This window comes from Rhodococcus sp. UNC23MFCrub1.1, assembly GCF_000686025.1.
Taxonomy (GTDB): Bacteria; Actinomycetota; Actinomycetes; order Mycobacteriales; family Mycobacteriaceae; genus Rhodococcoides.
This window is the reverse complement of the sequence record NZ_JMLQ01000001.1, coordinates 342,666-365,668: the sequence shown is the minus strand read 5'-3', so window position 1 is coordinate 365,668 and position 23,003 is coordinate 342,666. Positions and strand designations below refer to the sequence as shown.

The 23,003-nt window shown below is 68.8% G+C and carries 23 protein-coding genes; 12 read left to right on the top strand and 11 right to left on the bottom strand.

Translation table 11 applies throughout. The features are described from left to right. The first annotated feature begins 25 nt into the window (after positions 1-25). Complete coding sequence (locus BR07_RS0101755; protein WP_027503974.1) at positions 26-937, top strand: manganese catalase family protein; 912 nt, start codon at positions 26-28, stop codon at positions 935-937. A 253-nt stretch (positions 938-1,190) separates the two neighbouring features. Here BR07_RS0101755 and BR07_RS0101750 read toward each other — a convergent pair whose 3' ends face one another. Further along, positions 1,191-2,849, bottom strand: coding sequence for a catalase (locus BR07_RS0101750; protein ID WP_027503973.1), 1,659 nt, complete (start codon positions 2,847-2,849; stop codon positions 1,191-1,193). 98 nt (positions 2,850-2,947) lie between these two features. On the opposite strand from BR07_RS0101750, the gene BR07_RS0101745 reads away from it, so the two are divergent. Beyond that, positions 2,948-3,415, top strand: coding sequence for an NUDIX domain-containing protein (locus BR07_RS0101745; RefSeq protein WP_027503972.1), 468 nt, complete (start codon positions 2,948-2,950; stop codon positions 3,413-3,415). 129 nt (positions 3,416-3,544) lie between these two features. Here the strand turns inward: BR07_RS0101745 and BR07_RS0101735 are convergent, their stop codons facing one another. Continuing rightward, the gene (locus BR07_RS0101735; RefSeq protein WP_027503971.1) at positions 3,545-3,799 is read right to left on the bottom strand and encodes a hypothetical protein; all 255 of its coding nucleotides are present in this window, start codon (positions 3,797-3,799) and stop codon (positions 3,545-3,547) included. 154 nt (positions 3,800-3,953) lie between these two features. Here BR07_RS0101735 and BR07_RS0101730 point away from each other — a divergent pair, with 154 nt between their 5' ends. Then, the gene (locus BR07_RS0101730) at positions 3,954-4,928 is read left to right on the top strand and encodes a hypothetical protein (RefSeq protein WP_027503970.1); all 975 of its coding nucleotides are present in this window, start codon (positions 3,954-3,956) and stop codon (positions 4,926-4,928) included. Positions 4,929-5,271: 343 nt separating this feature from the next. Here BR07_RS0101730 and nadE read toward each other — a convergent pair whose 3' ends face one another. Further along, the gene (gene nadE / locus BR07_RS0101720) at positions 5,272-6,096 is read right to left on the bottom strand and encodes an ammonia-dependent NAD(+) synthetase (protein ID WP_027503969.1); all 825 of its coding nucleotides are present in this window, start codon (positions 6,094-6,096) and stop codon (positions 5,272-5,274) included. A 108-nt stretch (positions 6,097-6,204) separates the two neighbouring features. On the opposite strand from nadE, the gene BR07_RS22845 reads away from it, so the two are divergent. Next, positions 6,205-6,756, top strand: a complete 552-nt coding sequence (locus BR07_RS22845; RefSeq protein ID WP_081821031.1) for a CinA family protein — start codon at positions 6,205-6,207, stop codon at positions 6,754-6,756. Here the strand turns inward: BR07_RS22845 and BR07_RS22840 are convergent. The 5 genes from BR07_RS22840 to BR07_RS0101690 all read right to left on the bottom strand — a co-directional run bounded on the left by BR07_RS22840 (position 6,736) and on the right by BR07_RS0101690 (position 11,111). Further along, positions 6,736-8,085 carry a PP2C family protein-serine/threonine phosphatase gene (locus BR07_RS22840; RefSeq protein ID WP_231476107.1) on the bottom strand — a complete coding sequence of 450 codons (1,350 nt, stop codon included), beginning with the start codon at positions 8,083-8,085 and terminating at the stop codon, positions 6,736-6,738. The two genes, BR07_RS22845 and BR07_RS22840, sit on opposite strands and share 21 nt — an antisense overlap. Positions 8,086-8,174: 89 nt before the next feature. Then, a complete protein-coding gene (locus BR07_RS22835) occupies positions 8,175-8,630 on the bottom strand; it encodes an ATP-binding protein (RefSeq protein ID WP_231476104.1) in 456 nt (151 codons plus the stop codon). Between the two features lie 50 nt (positions 8,631-8,680). After that, positions 8,681-9,073, bottom strand: a complete 393-nt coding sequence (locus BR07_RS0101700) for an STAS domain-containing protein (protein WP_051612937.1) — start codon at positions 9,071-9,073, stop codon at positions 8,681-8,683. 185 nt (positions 9,074-9,258) lie between these two features. Next, positions 9,259-10,497 carry a glycosyltransferase gene (locus tag BR07_RS0101695; protein WP_027503967.1) on the bottom strand — a complete coding sequence of 413 codons (1,239 nt, stop codon included), beginning with the start codon at positions 10,495-10,497 and terminating at the stop codon, positions 9,259-9,261. Between the two features lie 278 nt (positions 10,498-10,775). Then, complete coding sequence (locus tag BR07_RS0101690) at positions 10,776-11,111, bottom strand: DUF3140 domain-containing protein (RefSeq protein WP_027503966.1); 336 nt, start codon at positions 11,109-11,111, stop codon at positions 10,776-10,778. 118 nt (positions 11,112-11,229) lie between these two features. Between BR07_RS0101690 and BR07_RS0101685 the strand changes: the two genes are divergently transcribed. The 4 genes from BR07_RS0101685 to BR07_RS0101670 are packed head-to-tail and all read left to right on the top strand — an operon-like array spanning position 11,230 to position 15,740. Then, complete coding sequence (locus BR07_RS0101685) at positions 11,230-12,027, top strand: PIG-L family deacetylase (protein WP_027503965.1); 798 nt, start codon at positions 11,230-11,232, stop codon at positions 12,025-12,027. A gap of 49 nt (positions 12,028-12,076) precedes the next feature. After that, positions 12,077-12,634 (top strand): 2Fe-2S iron-sulfur cluster-binding protein, encoded by a 558-nt coding sequence (locus tag BR07_RS22830; protein WP_051612936.1) that lies wholly within the window; start codon positions 12,077-12,079, stop codon positions 12,632-12,634. After that, a complete protein-coding gene (locus tag BR07_RS0101675; protein ID WP_027503964.1) occupies positions 12,631-13,650 on the top strand; it encodes an FAD binding domain-containing protein in 1,020 nt (339 codons plus the stop codon). The genes BR07_RS22830 and BR07_RS0101675 overlap by 4 nt, the downstream gene beginning before the upstream one ends. Further along, a complete protein-coding gene (locus tag BR07_RS0101670) occupies positions 13,647-15,740 on the top strand; it encodes a xanthine dehydrogenase family protein molybdopterin-binding subunit (protein ID WP_027503963.1) in 2,094 nt (697 codons plus the stop codon). The genes BR07_RS0101675 and BR07_RS0101670 overlap by 4 nt, the downstream gene beginning before the upstream one ends. Positions 15,741-15,748: 8 nt before the next feature. Here BR07_RS0101670 and BR07_RS0101665 read toward each other — a convergent pair whose 3' ends face one another. Further along, positions 15,749-16,228, bottom strand: coding sequence for an SRPBCC family protein (locus tag BR07_RS0101665; RefSeq protein ID WP_027503962.1), 480 nt, complete (start codon positions 16,226-16,228; stop codon positions 15,749-15,751). Between the two features lie 173 nt (positions 16,229-16,401). On the opposite strand from BR07_RS0101665, the gene BR07_RS0101660 reads away from it, so the two are divergent. From BR07_RS0101660 to BR07_RS0101650, 3 genes are read left to right on the top strand one after another with little or no spacing between them, the layout of a single operon-like run. Beyond that, positions 16,402-17,649 carry a glycosyltransferase family 4 protein gene (locus BR07_RS0101660; RefSeq protein ID WP_027503961.1) on the top strand — a complete coding sequence of 416 codons (1,248 nt, stop codon included), beginning with the start codon at positions 16,402-16,404 and terminating at the stop codon, positions 17,647-17,649. Further along, positions 17,643-18,395, top strand: a complete 753-nt coding sequence (locus tag BR07_RS0101655; protein WP_027503960.1) for a class I SAM-dependent methyltransferase — start codon at positions 17,643-17,645, stop codon at positions 18,393-18,395. The genes BR07_RS0101660 and BR07_RS0101655 overlap by 7 nt, the downstream gene beginning before the upstream one ends. Further along, positions 18,382-19,479, top strand: a complete 1,098-nt coding sequence (locus tag BR07_RS0101650) for a prenyltransferase (protein ID WP_027503959.1) — start codon at positions 18,382-18,384, stop codon at positions 19,477-19,479. Before BR07_RS0101655 ends, BR07_RS0101650 begins: the two co-directional genes overlap by 14 nt. On the opposite strand, the gene BR07_RS0101645 is transcribed toward BR07_RS0101650, so the two are convergent. Next, on the bottom strand, positions 19,455-20,099 hold the full coding sequence (locus tag BR07_RS0101645) for a class I SAM-dependent methyltransferase (RefSeq protein ID WP_037184236.1): 645 nt from the start codon (positions 20,097-20,099) through the stop codon (positions 19,455-19,457). The genes BR07_RS0101650 and BR07_RS0101645 overlap by 25 nt on opposite strands. Positions 20,100-20,122: 23 nt before the next feature. Further along, positions 20,123-21,508, bottom strand: a complete 1,386-nt coding sequence (locus tag BR07_RS0101640; RefSeq protein WP_027503957.1) for an FAD-binding oxidoreductase — start codon at positions 21,506-21,508, stop codon at positions 20,123-20,125. 138 nt (positions 21,509-21,646) lie between these two features. Here BR07_RS0101640 and BR07_RS0101635 point away from each other — a divergent pair, with 138 nt between their 5' ends. Further along, complete coding sequence (locus BR07_RS0101635) at positions 21,647-22,999, top strand: MFS transporter (protein ID WP_027503956.1); 1,353 nt, start codon at positions 21,647-21,649, stop codon at positions 22,997-22,999. The last annotated feature ends 4 nt before the right edge of the window (positions 23,000-23,003 follow it).

Below are 23,003 nucleotides of genomic sequence, written 5' to 3'. Positions count from 1 at the left end.
CCCCCGAGCACTGTCAGGAGCCTTCATGTTCCGTCACACCGACCACCTCCAGTTCGACGTGAAGCCGGAGAAGCCGGATCCCGTCTACGCCCGAAAGCTGCAAGAGTTGATCGGCGGCGCGTACGGCGAGATGACCGTCACGATGCAGTACCTGTTCCAGGGATGGAACTGTCGCATGAAAGGCAAGTACAAGGACCTCATCATGGACATCGCGACCGAGGAGATCGGTCACGTGGAGATGATCGCGACCATGGTCGCGCGGCTCCTCGAGGGCGCACCGGCCACCGAGTCCACCAAGAACGCTGCCGCCGATCCCGTCGTCGCCGCGGTGCTGGGCGGGATGGATCCGCAGCAGGCCATCGTGTCCGGTGGCGGACCCACGCTCGCCGACAGCAACGGTGTCCCGTGGAACGGCCGCTTCATCGTCGCCAGCGGCAACCTGCTGGCGGATTTCCGCGCCAACGTCGCGGCCGAGGCGCAGGGCCGCGTGCAGACCGCACGCCTGTGGCACATGACCGACGATCCCGGTGTCAAGAACATGCTGAAGTTCAACCTCGCCCGCGACACGTATCACCAGAACATGTGGCTCGCGGCCATCGAGGAGTTGCAGGCGGACGGTCTGGAGGGTGTGGTGGCGCCGAACGACCTGTTCGACGAGGAGTACGACGAGCACGCGAGCACACTGTGGCATCTGTCGGACGGCACCGAGTCGGACAAGGGCCGGTGGGCGCACGGCACCGCACCGGACGGCCGCCACGAGAACAGGTTCCTCGCCGATCCGCAGCCGCTGGGGAACAAGCAGAGCGGACCGCCGCCGGACCCGAAGCTCTACGCCACCTACGACGGCGGACTCGGCGAACCGTCGAACGCGGCCCTCGGCACGGAGAAGGGCGTCATGGGCAAGATCAAGGAGACGTTGGACCCCGACGCCGGCTGATCGGCCGACCCGAACGACGAAGAACCCCGGCGCCGATACGGCGCCGGGGTTCTGTCAGGTTGATGTGGATGGTGCGAGTCGATCCGGAGAACAGGCTCCGCGTGATCGTCCTCGCGTCGGAATGAACACGTGTCTCGTCGTCACCGTGTTGATACGCACCACCTGCCTCGAGTTCGTCCTACGACCTGTTCGGCTTGCGTCTTCGACGATAACCCCGCGGAGTGACGCTGTCCACACCTGCGTCATGGCGACGTCATCCGGCAGTCGTCGCGCGTTCGTTCGGAACGCAGTGCGTCATTTGCAGGTCGGCGACGTCGCGGGGGCCGTTCTTCCCGAGATTCGCGCGCCGCTGGTCCTCCTCCTCCGACAGGGTCTGCGATGCGAGCGGTTCGAGTCCGCGGACGTCGTCGGCCGAGATGCCCAGCCCCTCTCCCACGCGGGCACCGAGTTCGTCGTCGGCCATGAAGAAGTGCCAGACCATCCGCTCCTGCACCTCGCGCGTCGCCTCCGAGATGTTCGCGACGAGATTTGCGACGAGGTCGTCCTTCTCCCACTGATCCATCAGCTGGTACCGCTGACCGGCCTGCTCGTAGTCGTTGGTGCGATCGATCCGCTTGCGGGTGAGGCGGCCGTGGATCTCCGGACCCTGCTCGTCGTGGGTCGGGTACTCGGCCTCGCGGAGGCCGCCCGTGATGGAGGGCTCGTAGTTCACGTGCGGATTGCTGCCGGTGTTGTCCACCGAGTACTGCATCTGGCCGCCCTGCTGGTTCGTGGACACCCGCGCGTTCTTCGCCTGGTTGACGGGCAGCTGCAGGTAGTTCGGCCCCACGCGGTAACGCTGGGTGTCCGAGTACGAGAAGGTCCGGCCGACCAGCATCTTGTCGTCGGAGAAGTCCAGGCCGTCGACGAGCACACCGGTGCCGAACGAGATCTGCTCGTTCTCGGCGAAGTGGTTCGAGACGTTGCGGTCCAGCACCATGCGGCCCACCACCTTCGGCGGGAACTCGTTCTCCAGCCACACCTTGGTGTCGTCGAGCGGGTCGAAGTTCAGCTCTGGGTGCTCGTCGTCGCTCATCATCTGCACGCGCAGTTCCCATTCGGGGAAGTCGCCGCGCTCGATGTGCTCGTACAGATCCTTGCTCGCATGGCCCAGATCGTTCGCCTGGATCGCGGCGGCGTCCGCCTCGGTGAGCGACGCGACTCCCGCCTTCGGGATCCAGTGGTACTTCACCAGGTGAGTCTCGCCCTCGGCGTCGACCCACTTGTAGGTGTTCACTCCGAAACCCTGCTGCGTCCGGTAGTTGGCCGGAATCCCGCGGGGGGAGAACAGGTTCACGAGCATGTGGGTCGCCTCGGGTGTCTGCGACATGAAGTCGAAGATGCGCGCGGGCTCCTGCCGGAACGTCACGGGATCCGGCTTGAGCGAGTGAATGACGTCGGGGAACTTGATGGCGTCACGGATGAAGAAGACGCCCAGGTTGTTTCCGACGAGGTCCCAGTTGCCGTCCTCGGTGTAGAACTTGATCGCGAAGCCGCGGGGGTCACGCGCGGCCTCGGACGAATCGCGCCCGCCGATCACGGTCGAGAATCTGACGGCGAGGTCCGTGCGCTTGCCGGCCTCGGCGAACAGCTTCGCGCGGGTGTACCTCTCGATGGGTTCGTCGCCCCACTTCCCGGTGGCCTCGAAATAGCCGTAGGCGACGGCTCCGCGGGCGTGGACGACGCGCTCCGGGATGCGCTCGCGATCGAAATGGCTGACCTTCTCGAGGAATTGGTAGTTCTCGAGGGTGGCAGGACCGCGTGAGCCCACGGTGCGCTGGTTCTGGTTGTCGTAGACGGGATGCCCTTGACGATTGGTGAGGATGTCCCGGTCGTCTGCCGGTGTCGACCCCTGCGACGCGACGTCTGTCATGTGTCGGCTCCTTGACTGCTCTGTGGAACGGCGGCTTCGTGCAGCGGACCGCGTACCCGACACGATCGCGAGAAAACGTGATCCGACAGAATCCTGGAATGAGGACGAGTGCCGGTGTGCTGCTGTTCCGCGGGGGTGGGGGCGAGCTGGAGGTGCTGCTGGCGCATCCCGGCGGACCCTTCTGGGCGCGCAGAGAAGCCGGTGCCTGGTCGATACCGAAGGGCGAGTACGACGCCGACGCCGAGGATGCGCGCGCAGCGGCGGCCAGAGAGTTCGCGGAGGAACTGGGGTCCCCGGTGCCCGACGGGGACTGGATCGATCTCGGCACGGTCGCGCAGTCCAGAGCCAAGTCGGTTCGTGCGTTCGCCGTGCGCGGCGAACTCGACCCCTCGACCGCCGTGAGCAACAGTGTGGAGATGGAGTGGCCACCCAGATCGGGGCGACGGCTGGTGTTTCCCGAGGTCGACCGCGTGGAGTGGTGTGATCGGACGTCCGCGCGGCGTCGGCTGCTGAGCGGGCAGGTTCCGCTACTCGACGCCCTCGACCGCCACCTCGAGCAGCTCTGAGGCGCACGTCGCGCGGGCGGAGAACTGTGTGCAGAGATCCGCGGTGAACGCGGATCTCTGCACACAGACCGTCGACGCATCGCGGAGCGGACTGGTCGCCGACGTGATGAGACGGACCGCTCAGCCCACTCAGGCGGCGCCCTGACCTCCGCCGCCGCCCTCGGTCATGCCCTCGTCACGGTCACCGTCGGCGTTGCGGAACTCGTCGAGTGTCGCCTCCGCCGCGTCGCCGGTCTGTTCGGCGGCACCGTCGGAGGAATCGTGGAGATCGTCCTGATCCGGCCCGCCCTCACGCCGCTCGGGGATGTCTCCCGCCGCCTGCTTGGCCTCGTCGATCTTCTCCTGCACGGAGTCGAGCATCGTCTCGTCCAGTTCGTCGGCCATGAGAACTCCTTCGATCGCGGGGAATGTGCCTCGTCACACTGCGTTTTCCCCGTTGTACCGGCGGGTAACCACGATCTGTCACCGAATGACACGGGGCGGTCGTTCCGGCTGCGCTTGCACCGAGACTCAACTTCCATCACAGGGGGCACATCACATGGTCAGCACCACCGCACACACCGAACGGGCGACGCTCGTCGCCCAGCTTCGCGCTCTGCTCGCGCTCACCAACACCGAGGTTCAGGTGGCCGAGACCCGCGTCGCACAGGCTCGGACGGAAGCTGTCCGCGAGGAACTGCTGCAGAACGCGTCGAACGGACGCGATCGCGCTGCTCGCATCGATGCCGCCATTCGTGAACTCGGCGGCTTCCCCGGCGTCGTCGCACCCGTCGTCGGGCGCCTCACCGCGCTGCTCAAGGCCATCGGCGAGCAGGCGCAGCCGTTCGACGAGGCCCTTCTCGGCGATCTCGCGCTGGAGCACCAGCTGCTCGACCGCGCCCGTTACGTCAAGGCTCTCGCCACGACCGCGTCCACGCCGGGCGTCGTGTCGCTCGCAGACGATCTCGTGACCGCCCACACCGCGACCGTCGAGTGGCTCACCACCGTCCTCGCCGAGGACGCCCTCGGTGGACCGGCCGCACTGCGTCGCACGCCGATCCAGGCCGCCACCGGTGCTGCCGTGCGTCTCATCAACACGCCGGTCACCTGGTCGTCGCGAGGTGTCGACCGCGTCGTCGGCACGGCGAAGGACGTTCCCGCGAAGGTGTCCACCCTCATCGGCCGCGGCCAGCGCGCGACCGAACTGGCCGTCGACACCGTCACCGCGAGCCGCGACGCGGCACTCGAGACGGCCGAGGAGGTCACTCGTGACGGCGGCGCGACCGGTGTCGCCGACGCGATCCACCGCACCCGTGCGGCCGGCGGGACGCTCGAGGAGCACGAACTTCCCATCGCCGACTACGACGGTCTGAACGTCGCCGCAGCAGTCGCCGAGATCAAGGAACTGACCGATCCGGCAGATCTGCGCACCGTGGTCGCCTACGAGGAGCGCAACAAGAACCGCCACTCGGTGGTCTCCGCCGCGCAGACTCGTCTGGCAGCGCTGGCGAAGGACATCGTCGGCATCTCCTGATCCACTCACACGGAAGCCCCCGAGGATCATCGATCCTCGGGGGCTTCGTCGTTCGTCGGTCCGGTCAGCCCGCACGCCTGGTCGGGGTGTCGGCATGGTCCGGTCGTTCTCGGCGGGAGGGTGCCGAGTCGAGGGGAACGGGTCGTGCAGTCTCCGCTCCGCACCGTGCCATCACGGCCTCCCACCATTCCTGCCGCGGACCGGTCTCGGTCCAGACCACCGTGTCGATGTCCATCTGTTCATCTCCTGTCGAAACACCGGAATGCGTCGACGCCTCACTTCTCGAGCGCTGTGAGGGGGGATTACCCGTTCGGAGCAGGATCACACCGACCGACCGAGACGGTCAGCGCCACCACGTCTCACTGGGGGTGACCGGAGTGGTGCGCTTGTGCCGGGTCTTGACGAACCAGTTCTCGATGGTGGCGGCGGCCTCGTCGGGCACGTCCTCGCCTTCGAGGTAGGCGTCGATCTGGGCGTACGTCACACCCAGTGCCTCCTCGTCGGGCAGCGCCGGCCGGTCGTCCTCGAGGTCGGCCGTGGGTACTTTCTTCCACGTGCTCTCCGGGGCACCGAGCTCGCGCAGCAGGGCCGCACCCTGGCGCTTGGTCAGGCCGGTCAGCGGTGTGAGGTCCACACCGCCGTCGCCGTACTTGGTGAAGAACCCCGTCACGGCCTCGGCAGCGTGATCGGTACCGACGACGAGCAGGTTCCGCTCGCCCGCAAGCGCGTACTGGGCGACCATCCGCTCGCGTGCCTTGATGTTGCCGCGAACGAAGTCGCGCAGTCGATCGACTCCGAGGGCCGTGGCAGCTGCCACGCCTGCGCCGTCCGCGGACGGCTTGATGTCCACCGTCACCGTGGTGTCGGGGCGGATGAAATCGAGCGCGATCGCCGCGTCGGCCTCGTCCGCCTGCTCACCGTAGGGGAGTCGTACGGCCATGAACGTCGCGTCGCCGCCGCCGGCGCGAACGCGTTCCGCGGCGAGCTGGCACAGGCGTCCCACGAGTGTGCTGTCCTGTCCGCCACTGATGCCGAGTACGAAGCCGGCAGTTCGGGTGGCGACGGCGTAGTCGGCGAGAAAGCCCACCCGCGTGTCGATCTCCGCTGCGGGATCGATGGTCGGACGGACCTCGAGTTCGGTTCGAATGGTGTCGCGAAGGCTTGGCATGACTCAACGCTAGCGCCGATCCTCCGCGCGTGCCGGGGATGTTTGTCACCGGACGGAGCGGGAAGGACTACCGGTCCGCGCAGCACTGAGAGAGGAAACGGAAGACACATGTCTCACCACGTCGAGACCGAGGAACTCATCGAGGGCGAGGCGGCCGAACCGGAGCAGCGTGTCGACACCGACGAGGATCTCGCCGAGCTCTGTTCGGAGATCGCGGAACTCGCACTCGAACGCGACCTCCGTATCGCCACCGCCGAGTCGCTCACCGCCGGGAACATCGCTGCCAACCTGGGCCGCGCGTCGTCGTCCGGAACGTGGTTCCGCGGGTCGATCGTCGCCTACGCCAGTGAGGTGAAGTACTCGCTGTTGCAGGTACCCCGCGGCCCCGTGGTGAGCGAGGAGGCCGCCACGGCCATGGCGAGCGGAGCGGCGTCGGCGCTCGGCGCGGATCTCGCCGTGGCCGTCACCGGTGAGGCGGGACCGGAGACGAACGAGGACGTGGAACCCGGAACGGTCTGGTTCGGCATCGCCGACCACGGGACGACCAGCGCGGAGCGCGTGGTCTTCGAGGGCGACCCGAAGGACGTCCTGGCCGCGACCATCGAACGCGCGCTACGCCTGCTGCGCGACCACGCCCGGTCAGGCGCCCAGCGCGAGTAGGGCGATGTCGTCGATCGGAGAGAGGTCGGGTATGAGGGCGACCAGATCCTCGACCATCTTCGTCGTGGACAGTCCGAGGCGGGCCTGCGTGAACTGCGCGAGACCGTCCTCGCCGAACATGGTGCGCCCGTCGGGACGTGCCTCGGTGATGCCGTCCGTGTAGAGCAGCAGTGTCTGCCCCTCCTGCAACCGGAAACTGCACGCACTGAAGGTCGCGTTCGGCAGAGCGCCGACGAACATGCCTGTACTGGAACGGATCTCGTGCACCTCGCCGCGAGCGGGATCGAGGAGCAGGGCGGGCGGGTGCCCGCCCGTCGCCAGTGTGACGCGGAAACCGCCACGAGGATCCGGGGTGATCACACCGAACAGCACGGTGCAGAAACGCTGATGCGAGGTGTCCATCAACAACAGTCGATTGAGCTCGGCGAGCCCCTCCGTCGGATCGTCGTGGTGCAGCGCCGCGGCCCGCAGGGTGTAGCGGACCAGCGAGGTGACGGCCGCGGCGCCGGCGCCGTGGCCCTGGACGTCGCCGAGGAAGAACGCCCACCGGTCCTTGCCCAGCGCGAAGACGTCGTAGAAGTCGCCGCCGACCTGCAGCGGTGACGAGGCGTGGTAGTGCGACGCGAGCGTCAGACCCTCGATGGTGGGAAGGGAGGGTGGGAGCAGCGTGCGCTGCAGCACGGCGGCGTAGTCACCGATGATCGCGGAGTCCGCCTCGGCGCGCGTGCGGAGTTCCCGCTCGGCGCGCACGGTGGTCGCGGCCGACAGTCGCAACTCGAACTCGTCCATCGCGATGTCGGCCAGTTCCATCAGGATGTCCGCGCGATCGTCGGACACCGTGCGCGGCACCACGTCGTAGACGTTGACCGTGCCGAGCCGGAAGCCGTCGGCGGTCACGATGGGGGCGCCGGCGTAGAAGCGGATGCCGAGATCGCCGCGGACAAAGGCACTACCGGCGGTGGCCGGGTTCGCCAGGGTGTCCGACGCGACGAACGGCCCGTCGTGCGTCATCGCCATCGTGCACAGGGCGTCGTGACGTTCGGTGTGGTCCGGGAGCCCGTCGCCGTAGGTGGCGGTGAACCGCACCAGGTCGGCATCGATGATGGACACGGACGCGTACGGCGCGTCGAACCAGCGGGCCGCGAGGCGGGCGATGCGGTCGAAGGCGCCGTCGGCGGCGGTGTGCTCGACGTCGTACCGGGCCAACGCGGCCAGGCGTGCCGCCTCGGCGGCCTGCGCGAGGTCGGGACCGAGATCGAGGGCATCGATCGCCGTTCTCGACGTGGCACGGCGCGGGGAGTCGAACGCGTGGGGCGAGAGTGCAGTCACGAAGCCTCCGGTGAGACGAGAGCGGTAATGCTCTCCCCGGGGCTGGAGGAGGAGAGACTCACGGGGAGCCTCAGCAATCGCGTACGAGTCTACGAGACCTGATCGTCGGTGTCGATGCCGGATGTCGGTGCCACGTCCCATGCCATGGTCACGGTGGTGCCCGAGTCGGCGGACGACAGCGTGACGTCGTCCGACAGGGTCTCGATCAGCGGAAGACCGCGGCCACGGAGGGGCCCCGGCGACGAGTCGGACCACGTCCCGTGATCACGGACGGCGACCTCGAGCCGAGCGGAGTCGTAGGTGGCCTGGAGGTCGAAGACGCGTCGACCGGTGGTGGCGGCATAGGCGTGCTCGACGACGTTGGCCATCGCCTCGTAGACGGCGAGCACGATGTCGTACGTCCGCGCCGTGTCGAAGGGCGTGTGCGTCAACCACGCACCGAAGCGGACGCGAGCGTCGGTGATGCGCTGCGGTTCGGCGTCGAGATCGGTGAGGGACAACTGGGTGGGGGGCTGGTGGTGCTCAGTCGTCGCGTCGTCGATCACGAGGGGAGGAGTACCCCACGCGTGCCCGGTCCTCACAACGGGAGCGCTGGTCATGCGAGGTCGTCGACGGGCGAACCGGACGTGGTGACGGCCGCGAGCGCCGCCTCGCGGGTGTCGAGCACGGGGAACGTCTCGTCGAGACCGACCAACTGCAGGGGGCGAGCGGTGGCCGCACCGCGGGCGACGACGGCGAAGGCGACGTCGTCGCCCACCGCCTGATGCGAGGTCACCAGCACGGTCATACCGGCCGACGCGAGAAAATCGACACCCGTCAGATCGATGATCAGCGCGCTCGACGCCGTGGTCCGTACGGCGTCCACCGCGTCCTGAAGAATCGGCGCGGTGGCCAGATCGAGTTCGCCCACGACTGTCAGGATCGCTGCGTCGTCGTGCCATTCGGTGTCGACACGGAATGCGTCCGTGGTGTTCTCGGCGATCGACATCGGATGTCCTGCCTTTCGGTGTTCGGTCCAGAAAGGCCATTCAAGCAGCCGAGTCCGACCGATGCCACACCGGCTCCGAGCGCCGGGTGGGGAGTTTGACGGGGTTTTTCCAGGGTATCGAGCCCCGATGAGCAGCATCGGTACGGACGGCCGACGCGTTCTCGTCGCGGGCTGGTGACAGGGCCTCACACCCGGTCCAGCTGGTCGTCCCCCGATACGTCCGCGGTGTCGGCGGCGGCCGGCTCCGGAAGCAATGACCGGTAGACCCGATCGGTGTCGACGGCGATCTGCTCCCACGAGTACCGCGCACGAGCGCGATCGGCGGCCGACATGCCATAGCCGGTCCGCCGACCCTCGTCGTTCAGCAGGCGACGGACGGCGTCGGCGACGGCGGCAGGCGTGCGTCGGTGGACGAGAACCCCGGTGACACCGTCGATCACGGTGTCGAGGAAGCCACCGACCGCGGTGGCCACCACCGGAATCCCGCACGCCATGGCCTCGAGCGGCACGATGCCGAACGGCTCGTACGTGGGAGTGCAGACCACGATGTCGGCGGAGCGGAGAAGGTCCGGCATCGCCTCGTGGGAGACCTGACCGACCAGGCGGACGCGGTCGGCCACACCGTGGGCGACGGCGATCTGCCTCAAGCGTCGGGCCTCGTCGTCGTCCGAGACGTCGCTGCGCTCGCCGCCTGCGACGATGAGCTCGGCGTCGGGAATCGACGCCAGCGCGGCGATGGCCAGGTCGAAACCTTTGCGTGGTATCAGTCGGCCCACGGCGACCAATCGCCGCCGTCGCGCGGGGTCGGGAGAGCTGACCGGGGCCGGTCGAAACCTCCCGACGTCCACGCCGCACGGCACCACAGACACCCGTCGGCGCGGTATGCCCATCCGGACCAGTTCGGTGACCTCGTCCGAGCACGTCGCGACGACGTGATCGGCTCCGCGTGCGACGAGCCGCTCCATCTTCGCCCGGCTCGGCGGTGACGTGTCCCGAGGTCCCTGGTGCCGGCGTTCGACCACACCGAGCGCATGGAACGTCACCACGGTGGGAATCGCGAGCGGCCGCGCCGCGAGTTGGGTAGCGAGGCCGGACATCCAGAAGTGGGCGTGGACGACGTCGGGCCGGTCTCGCGTCCAGTGCTCGGCCAGCTGAGAGGCGAAGTCACCCGTGTGAAGAAGGAGTTCGTCGCTCGAAACCGGTTCCGACGGACCCGCCGGAACATGGACGACGCGGTAGCCCTGACTGACGACGACCTGGTCGTGCTGCTCGCCCGAATCGCGCCGTGTGAACACAGACACCTCGTGGCCGCGGTCGACGAGGGCGGCGGCGAGGCATCCGACATGGACGTTCTGCCCCCCGGCGTCGATACCGCCGGGCGCGGCGAGCGGACTTGCATGTTCTGACACCATGGCGATGCGCATGAGGAATCCGTCCCTCGGATCGTGCGTTCCGAGTCGTCGCTGGTGACTGAACGACGTCTCGCTACTGTCGGTGGTGCAAGTCGAGGTCGGCTGGAGACCGGATCGGACAGAACGTCGGGCCCGCGGGTATGTCGAGAGCAGGCGGAAGTACGCGGGCCGTCGAACACCGTGAGTGATGAACACGCCGACGAGCTAGGTCGTGAATATCCCGAATCGAGAGAAGAAAACATCCGAACGCCGATCGGCTCCGAATGCCTGCTCCTCATCTGACGTGGGTGTCACTTCAGCGGATCGTGTCCCCAGTTCATCAGCGAGTAGCGCCACCGCGAGTGCTCCACGTCCTTCGAGGGGCCCTGGGCGCGATGTCGGTGCACGTATCCGACGACCTTGCGCATCGCGGCGATGTCGTCGTCCGTGAGATCGGATTTCTTCGTGTCCAGGATCGAGGTGATGCGCCGCCCCATCGCGTGCCCCGTCGACTCACCGTCCTTCGAGTCACCGACGGAGCGGGACTCGTCGGTCGTCAGCCAGTCCTCGAGCTCCTTCCTGGTCATGGTGACCGCGTCCTTCCAGTCGTCCCACACGTCGTCCACCGTCTCGTTCTTCTCCGTCATGACGCATCGCGTTCCCCGGAAGCGAGGGCGGCAATCCCGATCTCGCGGTGCACCGACGTGAGGGGTCGACACCCGACGTGATCGAGCCCGCGCACCGCGCCCGTGCGACCATCTGCCGATGAGTGTGTTGGTGTGCTTCCATGCCCATCCCGACGACGAGGTGTTCGGCACCGGCGGGATCATGCGGTCGGCGGCCGACGCCGGCCACCGAGTGGTGCTGGTGACGGCGACGGACGGTGCGCTCGGTGAGGTGCCCGACGGCCTGTTGACCGAGGGCGAGTCGCTGCACGATCGGCGGCAGCGTGAACTAGAGCGCTCGGCCGAGGTGCTGGGGGCACAGCGCGTGGTCGTGCTGGGATACGCGGACTCGGGGATGGCCGGGACCGAGGGCAACACGAACCCGCACGCCTTCGCCAACGTGGATGTCGAGGAGGCCGCTCGGCGGCTCGCGGACGTTCTCGTCGAGGAGCAGGCCCGTGTCCTGACGGTCTACGACTCGCACGGTGGTTACGGCCATCCCGACCACGTGCAGGTGCACCACGTGGGGGTGCGCGCCGCGGCCATCGCCGAGGTGCCGTTCGTCTACGAGGCGACGATGAACCGTGACCGCATGCGCGAGATGATGACGGCGAACCCCAACTGGGATCCGGGCGAGAACGAGGACGCCTCGCAGCTCGACATCGAGGCGTTCGGCCTGCCCGAGTCGGAACTCACCACCGCGGTGGACGTGTCCGGTGTCCTGGCCGCCAAGCGTGCGGCGATGGTGGTGCACGAGTCGCAGATCGGTGACTTCGGCCCGTTCATCCCCATGTCGGACGAGGATCTCGCGTCCGCGTTCGGCACCGAGTGGTTCCGACGCATCGTGCCCCCGGTCGACGCGCCCGGCGCCGTGCGGGAGACCGCACTGCCTCTGTAAGTCCGGCAACGGGGCGGTTTGGTGGCGGGAGCGCAGGGTAGCCCGGAGCATGAGCCTCGTCACAGGAGATGTCGGAGTACGCCTCACGGTCAACGGCGAGGAGCACCGGATCGAGTGCGACGTCCGGACGACGCTCCTCGACGCGCTGCGTGAGCGGCTCGGGCTGACCGGCGCCAAGAAGGGGTGCGACCGCGGTCAGTGCGGATCGTGCACGGTGCTGTCCGGTGGTCGGCGCGTGGTCAGCTGCCTGACGCTGGCCGTCGCGGCACAGGACGACGACATCACCACCGTCGAGGGGCTCGCCGACGGCGAGGACCTGCATCCCGTGCAGGCGTCGTTCCTCGCGCACGACGCATTCCAGTGCGGCTACTGCACCCCCGGTCAGATCTGCTCTGCCGTCGCCGTGCTCGACGAGGTGAAGAACGGATGGCCCAGCGCCGTCACCGGGGACCTCGACGGCGTGCCGACGGCCTCGGACGCGGACATCCGAGAACGGATGAGCGGCAACATCTGTCGGTGCGGCGCCTACCCCAACATCGTCGATGCCGTGCGAGAGAACATCGACGGCATATCTGCAACGACGACGGAGACGGGCGCGGACCGGTGAGAACATTCGCGTACGACCGTGCCGCCGACGCATCGACCATCGCGTCCGCACTCGCCGAGGGGTCCACCCGCGTGCTGGCCGGCGGAACCAACCTCGTGGATCTGATGAAGCTGGGAATCGAGACCCCGGACCGGCTCGTCGACATCACGGGTCTGCCCCTGGCGGACATCGAGTGGAACGACGGCAGTGGCGGCGGGGTGCCGGGTCTTCGTGTCGGGGCCCTGGTCCGCAACAGCGATCTGGCCGCCGACCCCGTCGTGCGTTCGCGGTTTCCCGTCCTGTCGCGCGCTGTGCTCTCGGGTGCGTCCGGTCAACTGCGGAACATGGCGACCACGGGCGGGAACCTGTTCCAGCGCACCCGCTGTCCGTACTTCATGAACGTCGACACAGCGTGCAACAAGCGTGAACCGGGCTCGGGCTGTTCGGCCCTGGACGGCGATCGGCGCAACGCCGCGGTGCTGGGCGCATCGCAGCACTGCATCGCCACCCACCCCTCGGACATGGCCGTGGGCCTCGCGGTGCTCGATCCCACTGTCACCGTCGTCGGCACCGACGGAGTACGCGAGATCCGGTTCGCCGATCTGCATCGGCTTCCCGAGTCCGCACCCGAACGCGATTCGACTCTGCGGCAGGACGAGTGGGTGACGCACCTCGACATACCGCCGCTTCCACCCGGTGCGCGCTCGACCTATCGGAAGGTGCGGGACCGTGCGTCCTACGCCTTCGCGAGGGTGTCCGTCGCCGCCGTCGTGGTCGTGGAGAACGGGGTGTTCACCACGGCGCGCATCGCGCTGGGCGGAGCCGCTCACAAGCCGTGGCGGGCCACGGTCGCCGAGTCCGAGCTGCTCGGGGCGATCCCGTCCCGGAGCGGCGTGATCGCTGCGATGGAGCGCGAGCTCGCCGCGGCACACACGTTCCCCGACAACGACTACAAGTTGTCACTCCTCGCGTCGACGGTGGCCTCCACCGTGATGTCCCTCGCCGACGCGGCCGCGGACGAGGTGGCCACCCGATGACCGTCACGGGAACACCGGTCGAGCGGCTCGAGGGCCGCGACAAGGTCACCGGAGCCGCCCGGTACGCGGCGGAGTACCGGGACGTCGGTGGAGAACCAGCGCACGCGGCGATCGTCGGCGCCGCCGTTCCGGCGGGGCGTGTGCTGGACGTGGATCGTGCTTCGGCGCTGACGCTTCCGGGTGTCCTCGCCGTGCTGTGGCACGGTAACGCTCCGACGCTCGGGTCCGCCGGGGACGGCGAGTTGCAGGTGCTCCAGTCCGATGTCGTCGCCTACCGCGGGCAGATCGTCGCCGTGGTCGTGGCGGAGACGTCGGAGCAGGCGACGTGTGCGGCCTCCGTTCTGGACGTCACGTACGAGAGTCGCCAGTGCGACAACGAATTACGGGAGCATCACCCGGGCATCTACGCACCCGAGCAGGTGAACGCGGGCTTCGACACCGATGTCGTCACCGGGGAACCGGAGCGGCGCTTCGAGGAGTCCGCGGTGCGCGTCGACGTCCGCTACACGACGCCGCCCGAACACAATGCGCCCATGGAGCCGCACGCGTCGATCGCCGCCTGGAGCGAGGACCGGTCGACCCTCACGGTCTTGGACTCGACGCAGGCGCCGTCCGGCGTGGCCGGAGATCTCGCCGAGCTCTTCGGCGTCGACTCGGACGCCGTGCGCGTCATCGCCCGGCACGTGGGCGGCGGCTTCGGATCGAAGGGGAGCACGCGACCGAACGCGGTCGTCGCGGCCATGGCGTCGTCCGTCGTGGGTCGGCCGGTCTCGTTTCCGGTTCCACGCCGGTCGACCTTCGACTTCGTCGGCTACCGGACGCCGACGATCCAGCGGGTCCGACTGTCGGCGGACGCGGACGGCTCGATGACGGCGTTGCTGCACGACTCGCTCCAGCAGACCTCCACCGTGATGGAGTTCGTGGAGCAGACGTCCGAGGGCAGTCGCCACGTGTACGACATCGACGACGTCTCGACCACGCATCGCGCGGTCGCGCTGGACGTCGGGACACCGCGCTGGATGCGCGCTCCCGGTGAGGCGCCCGGCATGTTCGCTCTTGAGTGCGCGGTGGACGAACTGGCCCACGCGCTCGGAACGGACCCCGTCGAGTTGCGGCTGCGGAACGAGCCCTCGGTCGATCCCGCGGACGGGCAGACCTACAGCTCACGTACCGTCCGCGCCGTCTTCGAGGAGGGCGCGCGGCGCTTCGGTTGGGCCGGTCGTGACCCGCGGCCCGCGATACGCCGAGAAGGACGCACCCTCGTCGGGACCGGCGTCGCGATGGCGACCTACCCCGCGATGACGTCGCCGAGCACGGCGCGGGCGACCGTCCGTGACGACGGGACGGTCGACGTGTCCGTCGCCGCGTCGGACATCGGTACCGGCGCACGAACAGTGCTCGCCCAGATCGCCGCCGACGCGCTCGAGGTCGCGCTGGACCGGGTTCACATCCACGTCGGGGACAGTGCGCTGCCCACGGCGCCCGGCGCAGGCGGGTCCTCGGGTACCTCGTCGTGGGGCTGGGCGGTGACCAAGGCCTGTCGTGCGCTGCGCGCGGACGGAGACCTCGCACCGGGTGCGACGGCCACCGCGGACACCACCGACGACCTCGAGGAGCGTGCGGCGCTGGCGCGGCAGGCGTTCGGCGCCCATTTCGCCGAGGTGCACGTCGACGTCGACACGGGGGAGGTCCGCGTGACGCGGATGCTGGGCGTGTTCTCCGTGGGACGTGTGCTGAACCCTCGGTTGGCTCGGTCACAGCTCCTGGGCGGCATGGTGTTCGGTATCGGCATGGCACTCATGGAGGAGGGCATCGTGGATCGACGACACGGCGGCTTCCTCAACGCCGACCTCGCGGAGTACCACGTCCCGGTGGACGCCGACGTCGCCGACATCGAGGCGATCTGGGTCGAGGAGCACGACGACGATCTGAACCCGATGGGCAGCAAGGGGATCGGCGAGATCGGCATCGTGGGGTCGCCTGCTGCCATCGCCAACGCGGTGTTCCACGCGTGCGGTGTCCGGGTGCGAGACCTGCCCATCACTCTCGACACCCTGATCGAGCGGATGGACCCCGCGCTGCGCCTGTGACCACCCGGTCAGCCCAGCAGATCGTCCAGGCGCTCGTAGCCCTCCCGCATACCCTTCTCCATGCCGCTCGCTGCCATCGAGTCCCGCGCCTCCAGTGTCGGGTACACCGAGTGGCCCTCCAACCGGCAGCGGTCACCCAGGTCGACGAACGTGAGGAACTCGATGCTCACCACGTCGGGGAAGCCCTCGTACTCGAAGGTCTGCACGGCGAACTCGTTCGTCCGCACCGTGTGGAACACGCCGTGGAACGCGTACTCCGCACCGCCGGGATCACGGTGGACGTAGCGGTACCGGCCACCGCCGCGGAAGTCGTACTCCTCGACCGACATCTCGTAGCCGGCGGGACCGAGCCAGCGGGACACCAGTTCGGGCTCCGCGTGCGCCCGGAAGACCGCGGACACGGGTGCGTCGAACTCGCGCCGGACATCGATGAACGGCAGACCCGCCGGTGAGTGGATGTGCAGCGCCCTGTCGCCGGTTCCGGTCATCGTCGTCTCCTCGATCTCGGGTGGCGGGGAGGTCCAGTGTGAATCAGTGCTGGTCGTCGGTCGTGTGGATTCGAGAAGAACGGAAGGTGGTAGACACATCGGGACATGATCGCCGGTTCCACCGCGGCGAGGGTGTCTGCCATCACACTGCCGCGACAGCTCGGGGGACCCACGTGCGTATCGCTCTGCTGTCCTACCGGAGCAAGCCCCACGTCGGCGGTCAGGGTGTCTACGTCGCGCGTCTGAGTCGAGCGCTGGTGGACGAGGGGCACGAGGTCGAGGTGTTCTCCGGTCAGCCCTATCCCGATCTCGACCCGCGGGTGCGGCTCACGCGAGTACCGAGCCTCGACCTCTATCGAGACGACGATCCGTTCCGCACCCCGCGGCCCTCCGAGATTCGAGACCTGGTCGACGTGTCCGAGGTGCTGACCATGTGGACGGCCGGGTTCCCGGAGCCCCGCACGTTCGGGGCACGCGCCGCTCGTCTGCTGCGCGCGCGAGCCGACGAGTTCGACGTGGTGCACGACAACCAGTCGCTGAGCTACGGACTACTGCGCATCCCGTTGCCACTCGTGGCCACCATTCATCACCCCATCACCCGCGACCGTGCCCTCGACCTCGCGGGGGCGCCGTGGCGACGACGGATCACCGTGCGGCGCTGGTACGGCTTCCTCACCATGCAGCGGCGGGTGGCGCGCCGGATCCCGCGGTTGCTGACCGTGTCCCGCTCGTCCGCGGTGGACATCGTGGACGCGTTCGGGGTCGCTCCGGGTGCGGTGACGGTGGTCCCGCTCGGGGTCGACACCACCGTGTTCACCCCCGGCGCGGCGCCGCGAGTTCCCGGCCGCATCGTCGCCGTCGCGAGTGCCGACGTCGCCCTCAAGGGTGTGCGGCACCTTCTCGAGGCGGTCGCGAAGATGCGCACCGAGCGGGATGTCGAACTCGAACTGGTGTCGAAGGTGGACCCCGCAGGGCCGACCCGGACGTTGATCGACGATCTCGGTATCGACGACATCGTGCGGACGCGGAGCGGTCTCGACGACGCCGAACTGGCGCGCGTGCTGGCGTCGGCCGACGTGGCCTGCGTGCCGTCGCTGTACGAGGGCTTCTCGCTCCCGACCATCGAGGCCATGGCCTGCGCGACCCCCCTCGTGGTGAGCCGCACCGGGGCGATCCCCGAGGTCGTGGGCCCCGACGGGCTCTGCGCCGATCTGGTGCCTCCCGGTGACAGCGACGCCCTGGCGCGGGCCCTGATGCGCGCGCTGGACGACGAGCCCCGCCGACGCGCCATGGGCGAGCGCGGGCGGGAACGGGCCACGCAGACCTACGGCTGGCCGGCGGTGGCCGCCGCGACCGTCGCGGAGTACGAGAAGGCGATCGCCGATCGCCGTGGACGAGGGAATCGAGAGACGACATGCTGACGATGGACTTCGACCGGCTCGGCTTCGGTGCGGGCGATCGCGTCATCGACATCGGGTGCGGCCAGGGGCGCCACTCCTACGAGTTGTACCGCCGCGGGGCCCATGTCACCGCCTTCGACCAGAACGCGGACGAACTCGACGAGGTCAAGGTCATGTTCGGCGCGATGGCCGAGGAGAAGCAGGTACCCGAGTCCGCCACGGCGGAGACGGTCGTCGGCGACGCGTTGTCCCTGCCGTTCCCGGACGAGTGGTTCGACGGGGTGATCGTGTCCGAGATGCTCGAGCACGTGCCGGACGACGCGTCGGCCATCGCCGAGATCGCGCGCGTGGTGCGCCCCGGCGGCACGGTGGCGGTGAGTGTCCCGCGCTGGTTGCCCGAGCGGGTCTGCTGGTCCCTCTCCGACGAGTACCACGCGAACGAGGGTGGCCACGTCCGGATCTACCGTGCGAGTGAGTTGGCGGCGTCGCTCACCGCGGCCGGCCTCGAGGTCACGCACACCCACCACGCGCACGCACTGCACGCTCCGTACTGGTGGCTCAAGTGCGCGGTCGGGGTGCGGAACGACGATCACCCGCTGGTGCGCGGCTATCACTCGATGCTGGTGTGGGACATGATGAAGGCCCCGCGCACCACCCGAGTGCTCGAGCAGGTCCTGAATCCCGTCATCGGCAAGTCCGTGGTGATCTACCTGCGCAAGCCGGAGACCGGAATCGGCGGACCGGGGGCCGGACGTGGCGCTCACTGATCACGTGACGCCGTCGGTTCCCGGAATCCTGTCCGCCGAGCAGTGTCTCGCCAGTGCGCGCAGCATCGCCGCCGTCCAGGTCCGGTCCGGGGCGATTCCGTGGTCCGAGGGCGGGCACCTCGACCCGTGGGACCACGTCGAATCGGCCATGGCGCTCAGCGCCGCGGGCCTAGTCGAGGAGGCCGACGCCGCGTACGAGTGGTCGCGGCGCACGCAGCGCAGCGACGGCACCTGGCCGATCCGGCTGCGCGGCGACGTCGTGGAGGACGCCGGCGCCGACACCAACTTCTGCGCGTACATCGCGGTGGGAGTGTGGCACCACTTCCTCGTCACCGGCGACGACAACTTCGCCCTGGCCCTGTGGCCCACCGTGCGCCGCGCCGTCGACTTCGTCCTCGGTCTGCAGACCGACCGCGGCGAGATCGCCTGGGCCGCAGGGCCGAACGGATCGCGTGCCGAGGCCCTGCTCACCGGGAACGCCAGCATCCACCACAGTCTGCGGTGCGCGCTGGCCCTCGCGGCGTACATCGGCGACCCGCAGCCGGACTGGGAGGTCGCCGTCGGCCGGTTGGGTCATGTTCTGCGGCATCACCTCTCGGCTTTCACGCCGAAGCCGTCGTACTCCATGGACTGGTACTACCCGATCCTGGGCGGCGCCGTGCGCGGACCGGCGGCCGGGCGGCGCATCGACGACCGGTGGTCGGACTTCGTCGTGGAGGGGCTCGGCATCCGCTGTGTCGACGACCGACCGTGGGTCACCGGTGCCGAAACGTGTGAGCTGGTTCTGACTCTCGACGCGATGGACCGGGTCGACGTGGCGACGGGCTTGCTCGGAAGCATGCAGCACCTGCGGGAGGACGACGGGTCGTACTGGACCGGGCTGGTCTACGCGGACGGCAAGCGGTGGCCCGTCGAGAGGACGACGTGGACCACCGGAGCCATGATTCTGGCGGCCGACGCCCTGTCCCGGTCCAGTGCCGGATCCGGCATCTTCCGGGGGGACGATCTGCCCGTCGGGCTCTCCGGCGCGCATCGCAGCTGCGGCTGCGCGGGGGAGTCCTACCCGGCGAGCGTGCCCGGCTGACCCGAGGTCCGCACCAGCACTCGCAGTGAGCCGACCACGCGGTTCTCGGTGAACATGCCGCTGTCGAGGGCACGCCGGTAGATGCGGTACGGGGCCTGCCCGCCGTCCGCCGGATCCGGGAACACGTCGTGGATGAGCAGGGCGCCTCCGACCGCGACCCACGGCGCCCACCCCTGGAAATCGACGGTGGCCGCCTCGTCGGTGTGGCCGCCGTCGATGAACAGCACGTCGACGGGATGCTTCCACAGCGTGGCGACGTCGCCGGAACGGCCGACGACGGCGACGACGACGTCCTCGAGGCCCGCCCCCGCCAGGGTGCGGCGGAATCGTCCGAGAGTGTCCAGCGCACCGGTGGCCGGGTCGACGAGCGTGGTGTCGTGGTACTCCCAGCCGACCTGGTGCTCCTCGGATCCGTGGTGGTGGTCGACGGTGACCACACGGCCGCCCGTGGCGCGCGCCGCGGCGCCGAGGTACACGGTCGACTTGCCGCAGTAGGTGCCGATCTCCACCACCACGCCGTCGCCCAGGAACTCGGCGGTGGCATCGAAGAGCGCGAGTCCCTCGTCGGCGGGCATGAATCCTGTTGCCGCCTCGGCGAACTCGCGCAGGTCGTCGGGCATGACGGGACGTGCGGGGGTGTCGGTCACACGGGCGAGCCTAGCTGGTCGAACACCTTGCCCGGGTTGAGGATGCCCTGCGGATCGAGTGCGTCCTTGACCGCGCGGTGCATCGCGAGGACCACCGGATCGAGTTCCTGGACGAGTCCGTGCATCTTGAGCAGGCCGACGCCGTGCTCGCCGGTGACCGTGCCGCCGAGGGCGAGTGCAGCGTCGATGATCTCGGCGAACGCCGCCTGCGAGCGTGCTCGGGCGGCGTCGTCGCCCGGGGGTGTGATGAGCAGTGGGTGCAGGTTGCCGTCGCCGGCGTGGGCGATGTTGGCGATGACGACGTCGTGGGCGATGCCGATCTTCTCGATCCGCGACAGCATTTCCGGCACATGGCGTTTGGGGACGCACACGTCCTCGGTGAGCACCGGGCCCAGTCGTTCCATGGCCGGGTAGGCCAGGCGCCGCGCCGCGAAGAGCGCGTCCGCCTCCTCCTGATCGGTGGACACCGCCGACCAGGTGGCGCCGCCCTCGTCGAAGCAGGCGAGCATTTTCTCCGCCTCCTGGTCACCGATCTGCCCGGGGGTGTCCACGCGGCCGAGCAGCACCACTTCGGCGTCGACGGACAGTCCCATGTTCTTCCACGCGTCCACCGCGAGGAGGCACTGCCTGTCCACCAGTTCCAGAGCGGAGGGGGTGAGTCCGGCGGCGGCGACGGCGGCGACCGCTCGGCCCGCGTCGACGATCGAGTCGAAGTACCCGGCGACGGTGCGTTGCGGGTCCTGCAGGGGGCGCAGCTTCACGGTGATCTCGGTGATGACGCCGAGTGTTCCCTCGGAGCCGACCATCAGTCCCGCGAGGTCGTAGCCCGCGACGCCCTTGGCGGTGCGTCGGCCGAGTCGGACCTTCTCACCGGTGCCCGTGACCACCTCCATGCCCATGACGTAGTCGCGGGTCACGCCGTACTTCACGCAGCACAGGCCGCCGGCGTTGGTGGCGACGTTGCCGCCGATGGTCGACCACGGCGAACTCGCCGGATCCGGGGGATACCACAGGCCGACCTCCGCGACGGCAGCGCGCAGATCGTCGTTGACCACACCCGGCTGCACGACGGCGTACCGCTCGAGGTGATCGATCTCGGTGATCGCGGTCATGCGGTCGAGAGCGAGGACGATGCACCCCGCGGTGGCGTTCGCACCCCCGGAGAGCCCTGTTCCGGCGCCGCGGGTCACGACGGCGGTGCCGTGAGCGAGGCACGCCCGTACCGTCGCCTGGACCTCGTCGGCCGTGGCGGGACGCACCACCGCGAGAGGAGTCGCGGACGGTGCCCACTCGGCCTCGTCGTGCTGGTAGGACGCCATGACGTCGGGATCGATCACCACTCGATCGGCGGGGAGTACGGCGAGCAGGGCATCGACGATCATCGGTCGAGCGTAGCGCCGGGCGACCGCCCGCCCGCCGGATCCCGCCCCCCTCTTCGGAGGGTGGTGGGAGTGGTTCAGGTCACATACGTTCCTCCCGAGTCCGACGATTCGGACGATCCTCACCTCGGATGGAGAACCATGACCACAGTTTCGCCGGACGACGCGACGGCGCGCGCCACCTCGGCACCACCCGTCGCGGCACCGCCCGCCACGAGCGTCCGCAAGGTGGCCGTCGCCAGCGGCATCGGAACGACCATCGAGTTCTACGACTTCTTCATCTACGGCACCGCGGCCGCGCTGGTGTTCCCGACGGTGTTCTTCCCGGCACTGGGATCGACGGCCGGCACCGTGGCCTCGTTCGCCACTTTCGCCGTCGCCTTCATCGCGCGCCCCGCGGGCGCCGTGCTGTTCGGCCACTTCGGCGACCGCATCGGTCGCAAGAAGACGCTGATCTCGACGCTGCTGCTGATGGGTGTCTCCACCTTCGTCATCGGGCTGCTCCCCGGTGCCGCGACCATCGGCGTCGCCGCACCGATCATCCTGGTGGTGTTGCGATTCGGGCAGGGCTTCGCCGTCGGCGGCGAGTGGGCGGGAGCGACGCTGCTGACCGCCGAGTACGCACCGGCGAAGCGGCGCGGCTTCTACGGCATGTTCCCGCAGCTCGGTCCGGCCGCCGCCTTCATCCTCTCCAGCGCGACGTTCCTGGTGACCGGCGCCGTGTTCGGCGACACCAACGACACGTTCCTGAACTACGGCTGGCGGATCCCGTTCCTCTTCAGCGCCGTGCTGGTGCTGATCGGTCTCTACATGCGCCTGGCGATCGAGGAGACGCCGGTGTTCAAGGCCGATCAGGCCGCCGCAGCGGCGACGCCGTCCGCTCCCACCCGGCTCCCGGTGCTTGAGGCGTGGCACGTGCAGAAGCGCGAGGTGCTGCTCGCGGCCGGTGCGCTGGCGTCGCTGTTCTCGCTGTTCTACATGGGCACCGCGTATCTCACGAGCTACGGCACGAAGACCCTCGGCTTCGACCGGCCGTTCGTGCTGTGGACCGGGATCGTCGGCGCGGTGATCTTCGGCATCACCATCGCGTTGTCGGCCACCTTCTCGGACCGGGTGGGTCGGCGCAAGGTCATCATGGTCTCCTGCGCGGTGGCCGTTCCTTGGTCGCTCGCCCTGTTCCCGATCCTCGACTCGGGTTCGAGTACGGCGTACGTGATCGCGATGTGCGTGACCCTGTCCATCTTCGGTATCGCCTACGGCCCCACCGGTGCGCTGCTGCCCGAGCTCTTCCAGACCCGGTTCCGCTACACCGGTGCCGGTCTCGGCTACAACCTGGCGGGCGTGCTCGGCGGTGCGATCCCACCGCTGCTGGCGGCTCCGTTGACGGCGCAGTTCGGCAGCATCGCCGTGGGCGTCATGCTGGCGCTCCTGTCGGTGCTCAGTCTGATCTGCACGCGAGCACTGGTGGAGACGAAGAACAACGACCTGACCTGACCCC